This window comes from Haloarcula vallismortis ATCC 29715 (assembly GCF_000337775.1).
Classification (GTDB): Archaea; Halobacteriota; Halobacteria; order Halobacteriales; family Haloarculaceae; genus Haloarcula; species Haloarcula vallismortis.
In genome coordinates this window covers 80,050-94,374 of record NZ_AOLQ01000055.1, presented here as the reverse complement: position 1 = coordinate 94,374, position 14,325 = coordinate 80,050, and the positions used below count along the sequence as shown (strand labels likewise).

Sequence of the window (14,325 nt, the reverse complement as noted above, 5' to 3'; positions counted from 1 at the left end):
AAAGAATCAGTTGCTGGCCGCTGTGAAACGGATACGAGCCCGACTGTTCACCGGGTGTCGACAGCACAGGTGTCGATACCCAGGAGTCCGTACAGCCCGCAAAATCCGGTGACGCCAGTGACGAGCAGCAACACTGAGGCTAGCCCGAGCACGGGCGCAAGTATCACCGGCAGCGGAACGGCGCTGGCGAGGATGCCAAGCGATACTACCCCCGCGAGGGCACCGATAAGGATTCTGGCAGTCTTGTCCGTCGAACCGACGTTACGCTCCATAGATCACATTTCGTCCTCAGAGGACAATAACGTTTCGATTGTACAATATAAACAATAGCAGCTCTGGAATCACAGATCATCACCAGCGTTCAGCAGCCATACCACCCAGACTGCCAAGCCGATTAGCGGTCTTCTGCTGGCGATTGAGGCGTGAATCTATCAGTACATCCATTGTGGTTTCACTGCGGTATCGAACTGGGCTGTCACAGCTGACGGGATCAGGCGTAGCTCTCGATGAGCGACCGGAGCTGTGGCTCCTGTTGCATCCCCACCAGGCGCTCGACCGGCTCTCCATCGGCGAACAGCAACAGCGTCGGCACGCTACGGATGCCGTATGTGGCTGCTGCCTGTTGGTTCGCGTCGATATCGACTTTCGCTACGGTTGCAGCGGTGCTAGCCGCGATACGCTCGACGACGGGTTCGAGCTGCTTGCATGGGCCACACCACTCGGCGTAGAAGTCCACGAGGACGACCCCATCATCGACGGTGTTCTGTAGTTCCTGAGCCCCGTGGACGTGGACTGGGTCGTCCGGCGACTCGTTGCTCCGGTTCTCAGCCGCGGTTCCTCGCTCTCCGTTTCGGAGTTCTTCGAGCTTCTTCTGTCGGATCTCTGCTAGCTCGTCGGTCATCACTGTTCAGTATGTACTCGGGGCGTTTATTTGTTTTGCGGATAACGCACAATACTATCTGTTCCGCTCGGAGGCCCACTGCCCGAATCCGGGCCGACCTCCAGCTTCCGACAGCACACTCACAGTGAAAGACAAGCTCCCCGGACGCTGGCTTTAAACTACACAGTGCAGACCCACGGCTGGTCACTCGGAACTAGCGCCCGATTCGATCCCAGTACCGAACCAGCCCGACGACGAAAGCGAAATTAAGGCTTCGGCTCGGCTACTTCAGACGTATGAGGGCCCCGCGGGGGGTGTAAACTATAATCGACCCGGTAATCGCAAGTCAGCTCCAGTTCGCAGCCACGGCGATTGTCTACAGCAGCTTTCCCGTGACGAGCATGGGACTGGCCCCGTTTTTCATCTACTTCACGTGGGAGGACATCCGGACAGATGAGCCGAGATGCGAACAGTTGCGCTGCTTCTGGATCAAGATATTCACCATCTCCTTCGTCGTTCAGACTGGAAGCTACGTACACCGCTACCAAGCTTCAGCGAACGTTAACAGATCGATACCGATGATGAAGAGGATTATCAACAGTGTTATCGCGATAACAACTTTGACGAACCACGGAAGAGAATCATCAGCGGTAGTGTTGCTCATATAGCTCTATTGTACCCGTGAAGGCCTGTATTTTGCCTTGTCATGCGACAAGCGTGTGAGGCGATAGTGCCAGCGTAGCCGCCATCTGGTTGCCTCCTCGTAAACACCCCGAACCGAAATTGACTGTACGATCCACACACAAAACAAAAGAGATGCGGGAGTTTGTCTTCGAGATCCGGTACGACGATGGCGTGGACGAGCTAATGGATCTGTTCATCGCGACACCGGACGCCCGTTCGACAACGTTCCTCTGTTCGATGGGGAACGCGCAAATCTGGCGGCTGGACTGAATAACGGGCGCTACTTCTGTCGTCGAAGACGCGACGGCGCTGTTGACAGACTCGGCGTACAATCAGTTGAGTATCAGTGACCGCCCCTGCGGCGGCCGCCACTACAGTGACGTGCTCGAAAACGGCTCCCGGCGTACTCTTGTCTACAGTTACTTCGAGGATCTTGTCCACTGTGACTCGGTGCCGACGATCACGAACCGGTATATCAACGGCGCACTCCTCTTCGAAATTATCAGGCAGGGCAACACCGAGCGCTGGCGCATCCTCATGGAGGATGATAAGAAAGTCGGTATGCTGTATGATACACTGGGTGGCGTCCTTCAGGACGGGCTCTCTTTTCACTTCAACCACGTACGCGACGCGACTGGTCCGCTGCTCACCCTGTTTGGCTCGGTTTCAGTTCGGCCGGAACAGAGCCGGGTACTCGAACTAGCTGCTGGGAAGGGCTACTACGAGACGCCACGCGAGACGACCCTCGACGATATTGCAGCAGAACTTGACTGGCCGCGTTCGACGGTCTCGTACAGGCTGCGTCAAGCCGAGGCGGCACTCGTCGAAGCGTATATGTCGACACTGTGACGCCGTGAGTGATACGCTGATGTCGTTCCTGTTTCGGCCTTGATATTTTCCCAGATTATATCGCCGGCATTTGCGGTCTTCGAACCGTTCGTATGCGCGCAAGCCAACTCACGGTTGTAGCGTTCTACCTTTTCTACACACCATTTCCAGTAAACTCTGGTCGCGGTCTGGGAGTATGTTACTCGGAACAGTGGTGTATCCAGAGCTGGGGCAGTGGTGTGATTACGCTTACCATCGACGGCACTGATTTCTGGTACGCTCAGGTTCGACAGTGATTAACATGATATCCGTCGCATGTACCTGACCCTCAAATCAGAGATACAGTGGCACTCGGTTGCGGCGACGAACGTCACTCCATCTCTGAACCGATCGATGGGTCGGGATAGACACACAGATTCGTCGGACACCTTACGGTTATCTGTGTGTCCTTGAACCGCTTCTCCTCCTGTACACGGTCAGTAGAACCTTCTCAGGGAGCTGACGTTCTGTATAAGTAGATGGCACAGAGGGCGAGGATAGCCTCAGCAATCTTCGAAACGACAGCCAAGGGATTCAGGTTCCCCTGCATATAGAACGCCTCAAGGCTGAAACCTTGGAACACAAACAGTGCAAGAATAGTGACACTAGCGTATCCCGCTGCGACGAGAAACAGCTCGGGTCGCCAGTACCGGCTACTATACAGGACGATCCCGCCAAGAAACCCAAGCCCATTCAGGATGAACAGGGTCCCTAGTGTCTGACTGAAGCCCATGACGCGTGGCCCAAGCAGTAAGTGGATGCTAGCAGTGGTAAGCGTGGCTACGATTGCGAGGTACCCCACCGGATGCGATGGGAGTGTAAAAAACCGGTCCGACCGTTGTGTCGACTGAGCAACCATAATGCAGAATTGTCACTGTGGCATCTTAAATCCACGTGAGCGTCCCACCAGTGTGAGATAGGACAACAGCAACTGCCGCATGGAGGAGACAGTGTACGGTCCCAGAACTAGTCAGGAACGCAGTTTGTGCTTCGGAGATGCTGTGCTCGTGGGTAGTGCAGCCCTGCCTGAGAACGGGACTGGTAGCGAGTGCCAAGAGGTGGCGAAACGTCAGGCGTCAGAGAACCGGTCAGGCTTGATTCGAGATAGCCGCATCGCGTTTCCGGTGACACCGAGACTCATCCCCATGTCACCGACCACAACCGCGAGCGCGACGCTTACAAGCCCCAGTGGGACGCCCAGTGCAAGCAGGAGCTTCGCGCCGAGACTCACCCAGATGTTCTGCCGAATCACGTCGGTGGCAGTGTGTGACAGCTGGTACAGGTAAGGGAGCTTCCCGATGTCGTCACCCATCAGTGCGATATCCGCCGTTTCCAGCGCGGTGTCGGTGCCGGCAGCGCCCATCGCGATGCCGACGTCCGCGGTGGCGAGTGCTGGGGCGTCGTTGATCCCGTCGCCGACCATCGCTACCTCGCCATACGCCGCCTGCAGCTCCTCGACTGCATCGACCTTCTCGTCTGGCAGGAGTTCTGCGCGATACTCGTCAACGCCGACCGTGTCGGCGATAGCACGGGCGGTGCCCTCGTTGTCGCCGGTCAGCATCACAACACGCTCGACACCGAGGTCCTGTAAGCGCTGAACAGCCTGTTTCGAAGTTGGACGTACTTCATCGGCGATGGCGATGGCACCCAGCAGCTCCGAATCCGTTCCGACCATAACGACTGTCTTACCCTCACGCTCCAGTGCGGCGAGTGCGTCCTCGGCGAACGCTCCGGTGTCGGACACAGCTGTCTCTTCGGGCACGACGCCGCCGTCAGACCGATGGTCTGCCCGGCCCCCGGTCGCTCCGCTCCCGGAGACACCGGCTGTCTCGCGACGAGTACGCGAGAGATCGAAGCCCAGCTCTTCGAAGAGTGCGGGCTTACCCGCGTAGTACGTCTCGCCGTCGATCTCCCCGCGGATGCCCTTTCCGGTGAGACTCTCGAAGCCCGTCAGATCTGGCAGGTCATCTACACCTCCCTCGTCGGCATGGGTGATAATCGCCGTCGCAATCGGATGCTCGCTGCGTCGCTCCAGTCCGGCGGCACGGCGGAGGAGCGTCGCCGCGTCGGTGTCGCCAGCAGGGACGACATCGGTGACGGCGAGTTCGCCCTTCGTGAGCGTGCCAGTCTTGTCGACGGCGACGGCGTCGATACCGCCCATCGCTTCGAGGTGTGTCCCGCCCTTGATCAGGACACCGTTCTTGGCGGCACTGGTGATACCCGAGACCACCGAGACGGGCGTCGAGATGACGAACGCACAGGGACAGGCAATCACTAACAGCGTGAGTCCGCGGATGAACCACGTCTGCCAGTCGCCGGTGAAGAGAAGTCCATACCCGGCTGCTGTCACCGACACTGGATCGGCGATAACCAGTGGCGGGATAGCGGCGGTCAGAATCGCTAGCCCGAGGCCGACTGGCGTGTAGTAGCCCGAAAACCGGTCGACAAACTGCTCTGTTTCGGTTTTTTTCGCCTGTGCGCCCTGCACCAGCTTGATGATTCGCGAAAGCGTCGAGTCGCCCGCAGTCGACGTGACTGCCACTTCGAGGTACCCTCCTTCGTTGATTGCGCCGGCGTACACGTCATCGCCAACGGCCTTGTCGACGGGCACACTCTCGCCGGTGATCGGTGACTGGTCGACTGCGCTCTCCCCCTCGACGACCGTCCCGTCGAGTGGGATCTTGTCACCGGGACGGACGGCCACGGTCTCACCGATCTCCACCTTGTCGGCGGACACCGTCACTTCCTCGCCGTCGCGCATGACGGTGGCCTCATCCGGTGATAGCTCCATCAATTCGCGCAAGGAGTCCCGTGCCCTGTCCATGGCGTAATCTTCGAGCAACTCGGCGATGCTGAACAGGACGGCAAGCGTCGCGGCCTCGACGAAGTAGCCGATACCGGTCGCAGCGATGATGGCAGTCCCCATGAGCAGGTCGATATCCAGACTCCGGTTCGTCGCGGAGTAGTAGCCGCTGCGGACGACGGGGACACCGCTGGCGGCGACGGCCCCGAGAAACAGTACGTCGGCGGCGTGCAGCGGATAGCCGAGAACGCTTGCCACCGTGACGTTCTGTGCCGTCAGAAGAAATTCGAACAGGAGACCGAACGTGACAAGCGCCGCGCCGATCCACGTCTTCTTCGCGCGTGGACTCGTCCAGACCTTCGAGGGCGGCGCGATGTCGACGCCGTTACCCATCTCCGCTTGCTCATCGCCGTCGGAGTCCGGGCCTCCGATGACCTCGTAGCCGGCAGCCTCAATCGCCGTGACCAGATCTGCCTCGCTGGTACGTTCAGAATCGTACGTGACACTGGCTGTACCAGTGGTCGGCTGAAGCGTGGTGTCGACGACGCCAGCGACGCGCTGGAGGCTTTTGTCGACTTTCTGCGCACAGGAGGGACAATCCATTTCCGGGACTGTAAGGCGGACAGTCAGCGCCTGTTGCTGATTACCCCCACTCGCCCGATCCGTCGGATCCAGATTCTCTGTCATCTAGTTCATCATGGGCGCGTGAGTTCGATAAGAGTTTGTTGGAATATTCCAAATCAGATGTCAGCGTGAGATCGAAGCCTCGTCGGTCACGAGCCTGCCTGCGACGTACTGTTTTGCCAGTTGTTCCTCAGCCCGACGCAATCTGTAGGTGAGCGTCGACCGTGGGACATCGAGGTGTTCGGCTAACTCGGCGACGTCAACCTCCCGGGGTGACTCGTAGTACCCGTGCTCGACAGCAGCCCGGAGTGCAGCCTCTTGCTCCGGGGACGGGGAACTCTGTGTCCCGTTGGATCCCCGCATCGAGGCTGTTGTATCCGCAGTGCGGAGTACCTCCATCCCGGCACTTTCGCCGACGGCCCCAGCGAGGTCGTCAAAGAACGCTGCCACGTCACCCTCGCCGGAGTGTATGAGCCGCCACGTGTAGTGACGCCCCTCGTGGCGCGTCTCGAATAGCACACCGTCGCCCAAATTGTCCTGGGCGATATGGGGAACCGAGTCACAGGCGGGAGTGCGCTCCCAGTCAGAGTAGAGGACAAGCGTGTTGTCGGCTCGGTCGAGGACGCGAGTGGTCTGGGTGGCACCGCAGTCCTCGGTGGCGAGGCAGTCGGCGTAGTAGTCACTTGTCAGAAAGGCGTCCTCGATGGCATCGAGGGCTTCGTGGGTTCCGGTAACGTGGTCGACGCGCCAGAGGCGGTCAGCAGTGGCGTGCAACGACAGTGAGCGGACACGAGCCGCAGGGTGCTCGGCGAGAGCGTCCGCAACCGTGTTGCAGCCCGGTTCGTAGTCGAGAGCGAAAACAAGTTCACGCATACGTACTGTAAGATGCGGTATGATAAAACGCGTCGGGACGATGCCACTCAGCGTTGTCGAGAATCAGCGTCAGTCATCGGTATAGGACAGGCCCTGCATTCGTTGCTCCCCGTCTGCTTCGCCGAAACAGCCAGACCATCGCTGTCCGGACCGGCACACAGTCCGACTTGCCGTCTAACAGCGGAATCAGTGGGGTGACTAACAGCGGAACCGGTGGGGTCACGGGCTTTTTTTCAGGAGTTCTGACAGACCTGTTTTGATCGAGCTGATGGACTGTTCTAACTCGAATTCCTTGTACTTACCACCGCCTTTCCCCCGATTGTACTCCGTTGAGGACACGATTCCGAGTTGGGTGAGTTCACCGAGATAGTCACGAACTGACCGCTCTGAAACCGGGTCCAGCCCCTCCTCACGTGCTAGCTCCTGATACGCCCCCAAGATATCTCGTGTCCGGGCTGGAGTGTCGCCGTCTTCGGCGAGCCCGGTGAGTGCATAGAGAACGAGTTGCCCGTGATCGGAGTAGTTACGGATGCCTTCAACGACCTGATCAGTTTGAAGCCGCTGCCGGGCTTCGCGGACGTGGTGCTCAGTTACGAGTTCATCGTCATACTCTCGGGCAAGGTCGCCGGCCTCAAGCAACAGGTCCAGCGCCTGGCGGGCGTCCCCGGAGTCTTTCGCCCCGTACGCAGCACACATTTCTATGACGCCGTCATCAAGGACGTCATTCTGAAACGCGACGGCCTCGCGCTGTTTCAGAACAAGTTGCAACTCGTTGGCGTTGTAAGCCGAGAACGACACCTCCTTTTCACAGAGACTCGACCGGACTTTCGAGGACAGTTGGTTGCGGAAATCGAGATCGTTCGAGATACCGATAACGCCCAGTTTCGCTTCGGAGATGTCACCGTTTGATCTGGCACGGGGGAGTTTGTACAGCAGCGAATCATCCTCAATGTGGTCGACTTCGTCGAGAACGATGAGTACCGTCCCGCCCAGATCATCGAGTGCGTCGAAAAGGAACTGATACACCGAAGCCTGTGGATATCCAGTGTTTGAGATTTGATTCGCTGGATCACGGAGTGTGTTGACGATCGCGACCGCGGCCTGATAGCTCGAATTGAGTCCGTCACAGTTGACTTCGACCGTGCTGAGGTCCAGTCCGTCGACATCTGCTGCATCACGCTCCAGAGCGGAGAGAAGGTATCGGGTGGCAGCAGTCTTCCCAACTCCGCTTTTCCCGTACAGGAAGATATTCGACGGGGTTTCGTTGTTGATGACTGGCTGAAGAGCAGCGTGATACTTCTGGAGTTCCTCGTCGCGTCCAACAAGCTCCTCGGGAGTCCACTCTTCGAGCAGCGCCTCGCGCTGTTCGAATATCGCGGATGTTGGCGAGAACGTAATATCGCTCATTTGTATGTAGTTGCAACACCGACTCTCTTAACCTTTGGTTCCGCTGCTTCCGCTGTTCGGTTAGGTATATAAATGACTGACCCCACTGCTTCCGCTGTTAGATGAAATGTGTGGTTGCGACCACAGTACTCCCCCACCCCACCGTTTCCGCTGTTAGGATGGTGCCGAGGTGACGCCGGGGTAGTGCATTCTGTGAGGAACTGGACTGGTTAACCCTGGGTGGGTAGGTAGTGGGATGGCGGTAGCAGAGTGACACACCCACCCCACCACTTCCGCTGTTAGTTCGACAAAAACGAGAGTGGGGGGTGACACGGTCCACCGCTTCTTCAGTCTGTGCGGACCGAGTGGTACGAGACTTTCCAGTTTACACGGGCCAAGTGCGACGTGTTTTGCCACCGAGAGGGTGCATTTCCACTGCCTAAACTACGCTATGGAAATCGGAAACCGGTTCTAGTGGTCTCACGGTGACTCATCAGAACAGAATCTGTTGGAGGGTACGGGACTATTTGAAATGCAACATACAGAGATTCAAGGGACCCCCACCCCACTGCTTCCGCTGTTAGCACTAGCAGCAGGTGGTGACCCAACTCGAGTTACGTCCGCCAACATTCTTTTCTCTAGTGAATAACTTCAAGTGCATCGGCAAGAAACCATAACCGTAGACCGTTATCACAAAATAGCAAAACACCCCCTCCCATGGGGATGGTGCCGTCTATTTTTCTCCTAACAGCGGAAGCAGTGGGGTGGGGGTGTGAAGCAACGCCAGTTGCAGCTGTCGGGGCAGCGATCCACGATCTTACTTCACTCGGGTCGTGACCGCGACGTGCGAACCAATATAACAATCACTCCACGACGGTACATATATGCCACTGGAACAAGAGGTTGCTAAGAACATCAGCAATCCAACTGAGGGCAGGTAATGTCGAGCCACTACATAACGTCAGCAGACCATCTCCCTGAGGAGGCACAGGCCGAAACCACACTGCAGATCACAGATGCACAAACGAAACGTATTTTCGAGGCGCGCGTTCGGATTGCTAAGGATCCTGCTGAACTCACTGATCCGGAACCGCTAACAATCGTCGCCGGACCACACGAGAGCGTCAGTGAGACCAGATACGTCGAATTGCTTGATGAGACTGACGCGACCGGTATCGATCAGGAGCTTGTAGCCAATCTGGCGGCCGAACAGGAGACGGCGTCAAATATCCTCAATACCCGGTCCGACGATCTGAAAGTACTCTTGCAGTATCTCGTCGAGACCGACGAGTACGACTCAACGGCCGATGCGCTTCGCGAGATCACGTTCGACCACCTCGCCACGGAACGACCGGCCCTCCTTGACGCCTACGCAGAGGTCCGTCGCGAACTCGATGACGACCCACTCAGGCGCGTACTCGACACACAGGAGTGACACATGTCCGTCAATTCGCTCCGGGAGTATCTCGATTTGCTCGACACGGCTGGCTGGCTCCGGACCTTTGACCGGCCGGTGTCGTGGGATCTTGAAGCGAGTGCAGCAACGATGCTTGCCAACATCCGCGACGGACCAATCCCTGTATTCGCCTCTATCGCGGGCATTGAGACGGAGTCGAAACTGGTTGGCGACCCGTATCGCGGCCCTCAGACTCGTCCCTGGGATCACTTCGCTCAAGCGCTGGGACTCCAAGATGGCCTCTCAGGCCGTACGTACTATGACCGAGTGATTGATCGTCTCAACGCCCCGAAATCCCCTCGAACTGTCGCGAGTCACCGGGCCCCGTGTAAAGAAACAGTGCGGACAGGGAACGAGGTCGACCTCCTGTCGTTCCCGTGGCCTTACATTCACGAGGGCGATGGAGGGCGGTACTCGAACCACCACACCATCGTCGCACCGGATCCCGACACGGAGTGGGGAACCTGGTCGAGCCATCGCATGATGATCCACGACGACTCCCGAGCCAGTCTACTGTTACTGGCCGGTGAGCAGGTTCCGAACCGGTACTACTACGACTACGAGCCACGGGGGGAACCGATGCCGGTTGCGGTGGTTATCGGCTCCGAACCCACCGTTGAGAGTACTGCAGATATGTGGATTCCGACAGGGCGAAGCGAAGCGGCCTTCGCGGGCGGCCTGAAAGACGCGCCTGTAGACCTCGTCCAGTGTGAAACCAATGACCTGTACGTCCCGGCGACGGCCGAGCTAGTCCTCGAAGGGCATGTTCGACCCAACGACCGCCTCGATGAGGGGCCGTTTGGGGACTACTTCGGCTACATGAACGGCCCGCGTCGCTCTATGCCGGTGTTCGAGGTCGATGCGATCACTCACCGGCACCAACCGCGGATACCGTTTTGCGTCGAGGGGAGCGGTGTCGGATACGGGCAGAACTCGACCAGTACGCTCCGGCTCGTCGCAGCTGGTCCTGACGCAACTGTTGGGCTTCGAGCCGCTGGATTCGACGTTGCGATGGCGGTCCCGTGGCAATTCACGTCCCGTACCGTCTGGGTCATCGCAACGGACCGACCGTATCCGGGGTACCTCCACGAACTGGCGAACTTTATTTTCACGACGTGGGGGATGCTCCACATCGACTTTTTCGTATTTGTCGACGCTGCTGTCGACCCGCTCGACCCGCGGGCAGTCCTGACAGCTATCGCGCTTGAGGCCGATCCGGACGCCGACTTCCACCAGTTCGGTGTCGAGCGGATGCCGAAAGTACCGCTCAACATCTACCAGACGCCTGACGAGAAAGGCAGTGCGGACGTAGGGACTTCGAAGGCGAAGACGGCCAAAGCCTACATCGACGCGACGACTGACGGTGATGCGACGGATACGGCGGCGACCACAGAAACACGAAAGCGGGCGCAGGAACGGCTGGTCGAGGCGGGACTGGACGCTGCGCGATTTGCCCGACTCGACGAGCGGGAGGAGAAATCACAGTGATTCCGTTCGGCCAGTACGTCCGTGGACTTGCTGGCGACGATGACCTCGTCCGACTCGACGGCCCATTCGAGGTCCCAGTCGACGTGCTTGCGGCGGAGGCGTTGCGTGCAAGTGGACCGGCGCTTCGGTTCCAGCGACCCACGGGTATAGATCTAGTCAGCGGTGTGTTCAGCGGTCCAGACCAGACACAGCATCGCGAGGCTCGGCCGTGGTCACGGCTGTCGCTCGGGCTCGGACGTGACCCGAACGCCACGCTCGTTGACCTGCTAGAGACAATCGGTGACCTCGGTCCGGCCGGCGAGAATCCCGAGCCGACGTACACAGGCCAGGCAGCCTCAGGGACGGATACCGACGTACAGGACCTGCAGTTCCCGCAGGGCGAAACTGAGACGTGGCCGGCAGTGACCCTCGGTGTTGCATCGGTCTCGCCCGCTGACGGCACACACTGGGCACCGGTCCACGGCTCAGTCGTAGGCGGCGAGACGCTCAGAGTTCGCGTCCCGGATGCGTTGTCGTCGCTTGTTGCTGACGGAACAACGATGGCGATAGCGCTCGGCGTGCCCCCAGCGGCGATGACGACGGCATACCTGCTTGCTGTCACTGAACAAACTGCCACGCCGATCCAGTCCTGTGGGGTGACCGGAACCGTTCCGCTCGTCCCGACCAACGGCGGACTCGTCCCGAGCGCGACAGAAATCGTCATGGAGACGACGGTTGTGGACCGCCAGCCTGACTTCCGCTCCGACCGCCGGGAGGGCTGGGAGCATGTCGTTGCAAGCGGGCCGCTCTCGCTGTCGGTCGAGTCCGTGCGCACTACTGACTCCCCGGTCATCCCCATCTCTCCGGTCGGCTGCCCGCTCGCAGATGATATCCAGCTCACAGGGCTTGCGACCGCCGCAACGCTGTATCACCGGCTCAACAACTACTGGGGTATCTCGCCAGTGGAATGGGTGATGCTGCCGGCAGAGGCCGAACTCGGAATCTGTTTCGTGGCCAGTGACATACTTTACGGCGGCTTCGAGTGGCAACTCGCGAATATCCTCTTTTCGTTCTCATCGCTTTTCGACACGGTGGTTATCGTGGATAAAGACGTTCCGCCACAGGATTTCGGCCGTGTCCTGGCCGACGTCTGGCTGAAGTCTCACCCGGCTCGCGACTGGACATTCAGTGAACCGGATGCACCGGCCGCGACACGGCCTCACTATCGACGGGACAACGAAACCGGCTCGCGTCTGTACGTGAATGCGGCGTGGGACCCACGCTGGAAGGAAACGTACATCGCGCCGCGGGTCACGTTCGAGAACTCCTTCCCAAGTAGCGTTCGCGACGTAGCTCGTGTCCTGTGGGACGAACCCGGAACCGCTCCCGGAGAAACGAGTGAAAACGAATCGCCCCGTTGAATATGTCTCTCACATGTATATATTATCGAATATGTTGTAATCAGTTCTGTTTACGCCATACAGCAACCAAATAATACCTATGTAGGAACATAAAATAAAATACATTTAATACATTATTCGGGAAAAGCAACCGATACAATTATACCGAAATCCGGTATTCCGAGCGGTGTATGGCGACCAGCCACAACCTCCCTGACTACGACGCGGCACGGCACGAGTTCTCCTGGGACGATATCTTCGCGGAAGCGGACTGGGACGCACCGGACAACTTGAACATCGGGCACGAAGTCGCCGACCGACATGCGACCGACCGGGGACAGGTCGCCCTCTATCAGGTCGGCACCGACGGAGAGCTGTCGAAAATGACGTTCTGGGAGCTCGCTGACCGCTCAAGTCAGTTTGCTAACGTCCTCGACGACCTCGGCGTTGCGCAGGGTGACCGAGTCTTCTCGTATATGCCCCGGATTCCGGAGCACTACGTGGCGCTGGTCGGAACGCTCAAACACGGCGCTGTCTGGGGAAACGTCAACGAGCGGTTCGGCCCCGACGGCATCTCGTACCGACTGGACGACTGCGACGCAGAGGTGGTCGTCACCACGACCGACAATCGAGACACGGTCGAAGACGCGCTGGACGAGGCCCCGGCGGTCGAACACGTAATCACCGTTGACCGCGGAGGCGGCGCACCCGCTGACGACGTGGTGTTCAATACCGCGCTCGACGGCGCGAGTACGTCGTACGAAGTCGCTGAGACCAGCGGGGAAGACGACGCGCTACTGTACTACACCTCAGGGACGACCGGGCTGGCCAAAGGCGTCCTCCACAAACAGCGCTGGATCGCCGGCGTCGCGGCAACACAGAAGTACGCCGTGGACCTCCAGGACGGCGACCTGTACTGGTCGACCGGCGACCTCGGCTGGCTGACCGGGGCCATCAACACGCTCGGCGCATGGTTCTGGGGGGCATCGCTGTTCACCTACGAGGGCGAGTTCGACACCGACGAGTGGGCCGCCCTGCTCGACGAATACCCGATCAGCGTCCTGTTCTCGGTCCCGACGGCGTACCGGATGCTCCGGGAGAACGAGGAGGTCCTTGCTGACGTCGACCTCGATCTGCGCCACGCGCTTTCTATCGGCGAACCGCTCAGTGCTGGCGTCGTCGAGTGGGGGGAAGACGAACTCGGTGTCACGATTCTGGACACGTACGGCCAGACTGAGACCGGGAACATGATCATCAACAACTATCCAACGATGGAGCTCCGGCCCGGGTCGATGGGCAAACCACTCCCCGGAATCGAAGCCGACATCGTCGACCCACAGAGCGGGGCGGTTCTGGACCCCGGCGAAACGGGCGAGATCGCACAGCGGGGCGACTACCCGTGTTTCTTTGCCGAGTTCTGGAACAAGCCCGAGAAGACACAGCGGGCGTTCATCGACGGTCCAGACGGGACATGGTATCTCTCGGGCGATTTAGCACACAAAGACGAGGACGGGTACTTCTGGTTCGAAGGACGGGCAGACGACGTGATCCTTTCCTCCGGGTACCGTATCGGGCCGTTCGAGGTCGAAAGTTCGCTGGGCGAACACGAAGCGGTCGCTGAGGCGGCCGTCGTCCCCAAACCACACGAAGCGCGGGGGAACATCGTCAAGGCATACGTCGTGCCAAGCGAGGACGCGCAGCCGTCCGACCCCCTCAAAGAAGATATCCAGAGCTACGTGAAAGAAGAGCTCTCAGCACACGAGTACCCGCGGGAGATCGAGTTCCGTGAGGATTTGCCAAAGACCGTGACCGGGAAGATTCGACGAACCGAGCTTCACGACGACGCCGAAGCAGAAGCTGAAGTCGAATCCTGACATAAGGTATC

The 14,325-nt window shown here is 59.0% G+C and carries 12 protein-coding genes and 1 pseudogene; 7 read left to right on the top strand and 6 right to left on the bottom strand.

The features are described 5' to 3' along the window. Window positions 1-47 precede the first annotated feature (47 nt). Window positions 48-272, bottom strand: a complete 225-nt coding sequence (locus C437_RS13290) for a YgaP family membrane protein (RefSeq protein WP_004517482.1) — start codon at window positions 270-272, stop codon at window positions 48-50. 218 nt (window positions 273-490) lie between these two features. Continuing rightward, window positions 491-901 carry a thioredoxin gene (gene trxA, locus C437_RS13285; RefSeq protein ID WP_004517481.1) on the bottom strand — a complete coding sequence of 137 codons (411 nt, stop codon included), beginning with the start codon at window positions 899-901 and terminating at the stop codon, window positions 491-493. A gap of 302 nt (window positions 902-1,203) precedes the next feature. Here trxA and C437_RS20195 point away from each other — a divergent pair, with 302 nt between their 5' ends. The 3 genes and pseudogenes from C437_RS20195 (at window position 1,204) to C437_RS21295 (ending at window position 2,413) form a co-directional block, all read left to right on the top strand. Beyond that, complete coding sequence (locus C437_RS20195; protein ID WP_139175316.1) at window positions 1,204-1,548, top strand: cytochrome ubiquinol oxidase subunit I; 345 nt, start codon at window positions 1,204-1,206, stop codon at window positions 1,546-1,548. A gap of 148 nt (window positions 1,549-1,696) precedes the next feature. Continuing rightward, window positions 1,697-2,188: pseudogene (locus tag C437_RS21300) on the top strand (helix-turn-helix domain-containing protein); the annotation flags it as partial. Window positions 2,189-2,206: 18 nt separating this feature from the next. Further along, window positions 2,207-2,413: a helix-turn-helix domain-containing protein gene (locus C437_RS21295; protein ID WP_449271428.1), complete on the top strand. Its 207-nt coding sequence runs from the start codon at window positions 2,207-2,209 to the stop codon at window positions 2,411-2,413. 469 nt (window positions 2,414-2,882) lie between these two features. Here the strand turns inward: C437_RS21295 and C437_RS21240 are convergent, their stop codons facing one another. The 4 genes from C437_RS21240 to C437_RS13255 form a co-directional block, all read right to left on the bottom strand. Further along, window positions 2,883-3,290 carry a DUF7475 family protein gene (locus C437_RS21240; RefSeq protein WP_004517479.1) on the bottom strand — a complete coding sequence of 136 codons (408 nt, stop codon included), beginning with the start codon at window positions 3,288-3,290 and terminating at the stop codon, window positions 2,883-2,885. A 210-nt stretch (window positions 3,291-3,500) separates the two neighbouring features. Next, complete coding sequence (locus tag C437_RS13265; RefSeq protein WP_049919798.1) at window positions 3,501-5,921, bottom strand: heavy metal translocating P-type ATPase; 2,421 nt, start codon at window positions 5,919-5,921, stop codon at window positions 3,501-3,503. Between the two features lie 60 nt (window positions 5,922-5,981). Beyond that, window positions 5,982-6,731, bottom strand: a complete 750-nt coding sequence (locus C437_RS13260) for a helix-turn-helix domain-containing protein (RefSeq protein WP_004517477.1) — start codon at window positions 6,729-6,731, stop codon at window positions 5,982-5,984. Window positions 6,732-6,950: 219 nt separating this feature from the next. Continuing rightward, window positions 6,951-8,138, bottom strand: a complete 1,188-nt coding sequence (locus tag C437_RS13255; protein ID WP_004517476.1) for an orc1/cdc6 family replication initiation protein — start codon at window positions 8,136-8,138, stop codon at window positions 6,951-6,953. Between the two features lie 919 nt (window positions 8,139-9,057). Between C437_RS13255 and C437_RS13250 the strand changes: the two genes are divergently transcribed. From C437_RS13250 to C437_RS13235, 4 genes are all read left to right on the top strand, one after another. Next, on the top strand, window positions 9,058-9,552 hold the full coding sequence (locus tag C437_RS13250; RefSeq protein ID WP_004517475.1) for a hypothetical protein: 495 nt from the start codon (window positions 9,058-9,060) through the stop codon (window positions 9,550-9,552). 3 nt (window positions 9,553-9,555) lie between these two features. Beyond that, on the top strand, window positions 9,556-11,061 hold the full coding sequence (locus tag C437_RS13245; RefSeq protein WP_004517474.1) for a UbiD family decarboxylase: 1,506 nt from the start codon (window positions 9,556-9,558) through the stop codon (window positions 11,059-11,061). Further along, window positions 11,058-12,461: a UbiD family decarboxylase gene (locus C437_RS13240; RefSeq protein ID WP_004517473.1), complete on the top strand. Its 1,404-nt coding sequence runs from the start codon at window positions 11,058-11,060 to the stop codon at window positions 12,459-12,461. The genes C437_RS13245 and C437_RS13240 overlap by 4 nt, the downstream gene beginning before the upstream one ends. Window positions 12,462-12,631: 170 nt before the next feature. After that, a complete protein-coding gene (locus C437_RS13235) occupies window positions 12,632-14,314 on the top strand; it encodes an acyl-CoA synthetase (RefSeq protein WP_004517472.1) in 1,683 nt (560 codons plus the stop codon). Window positions 14,315-14,325: the final 11 nt, after the last annotated feature.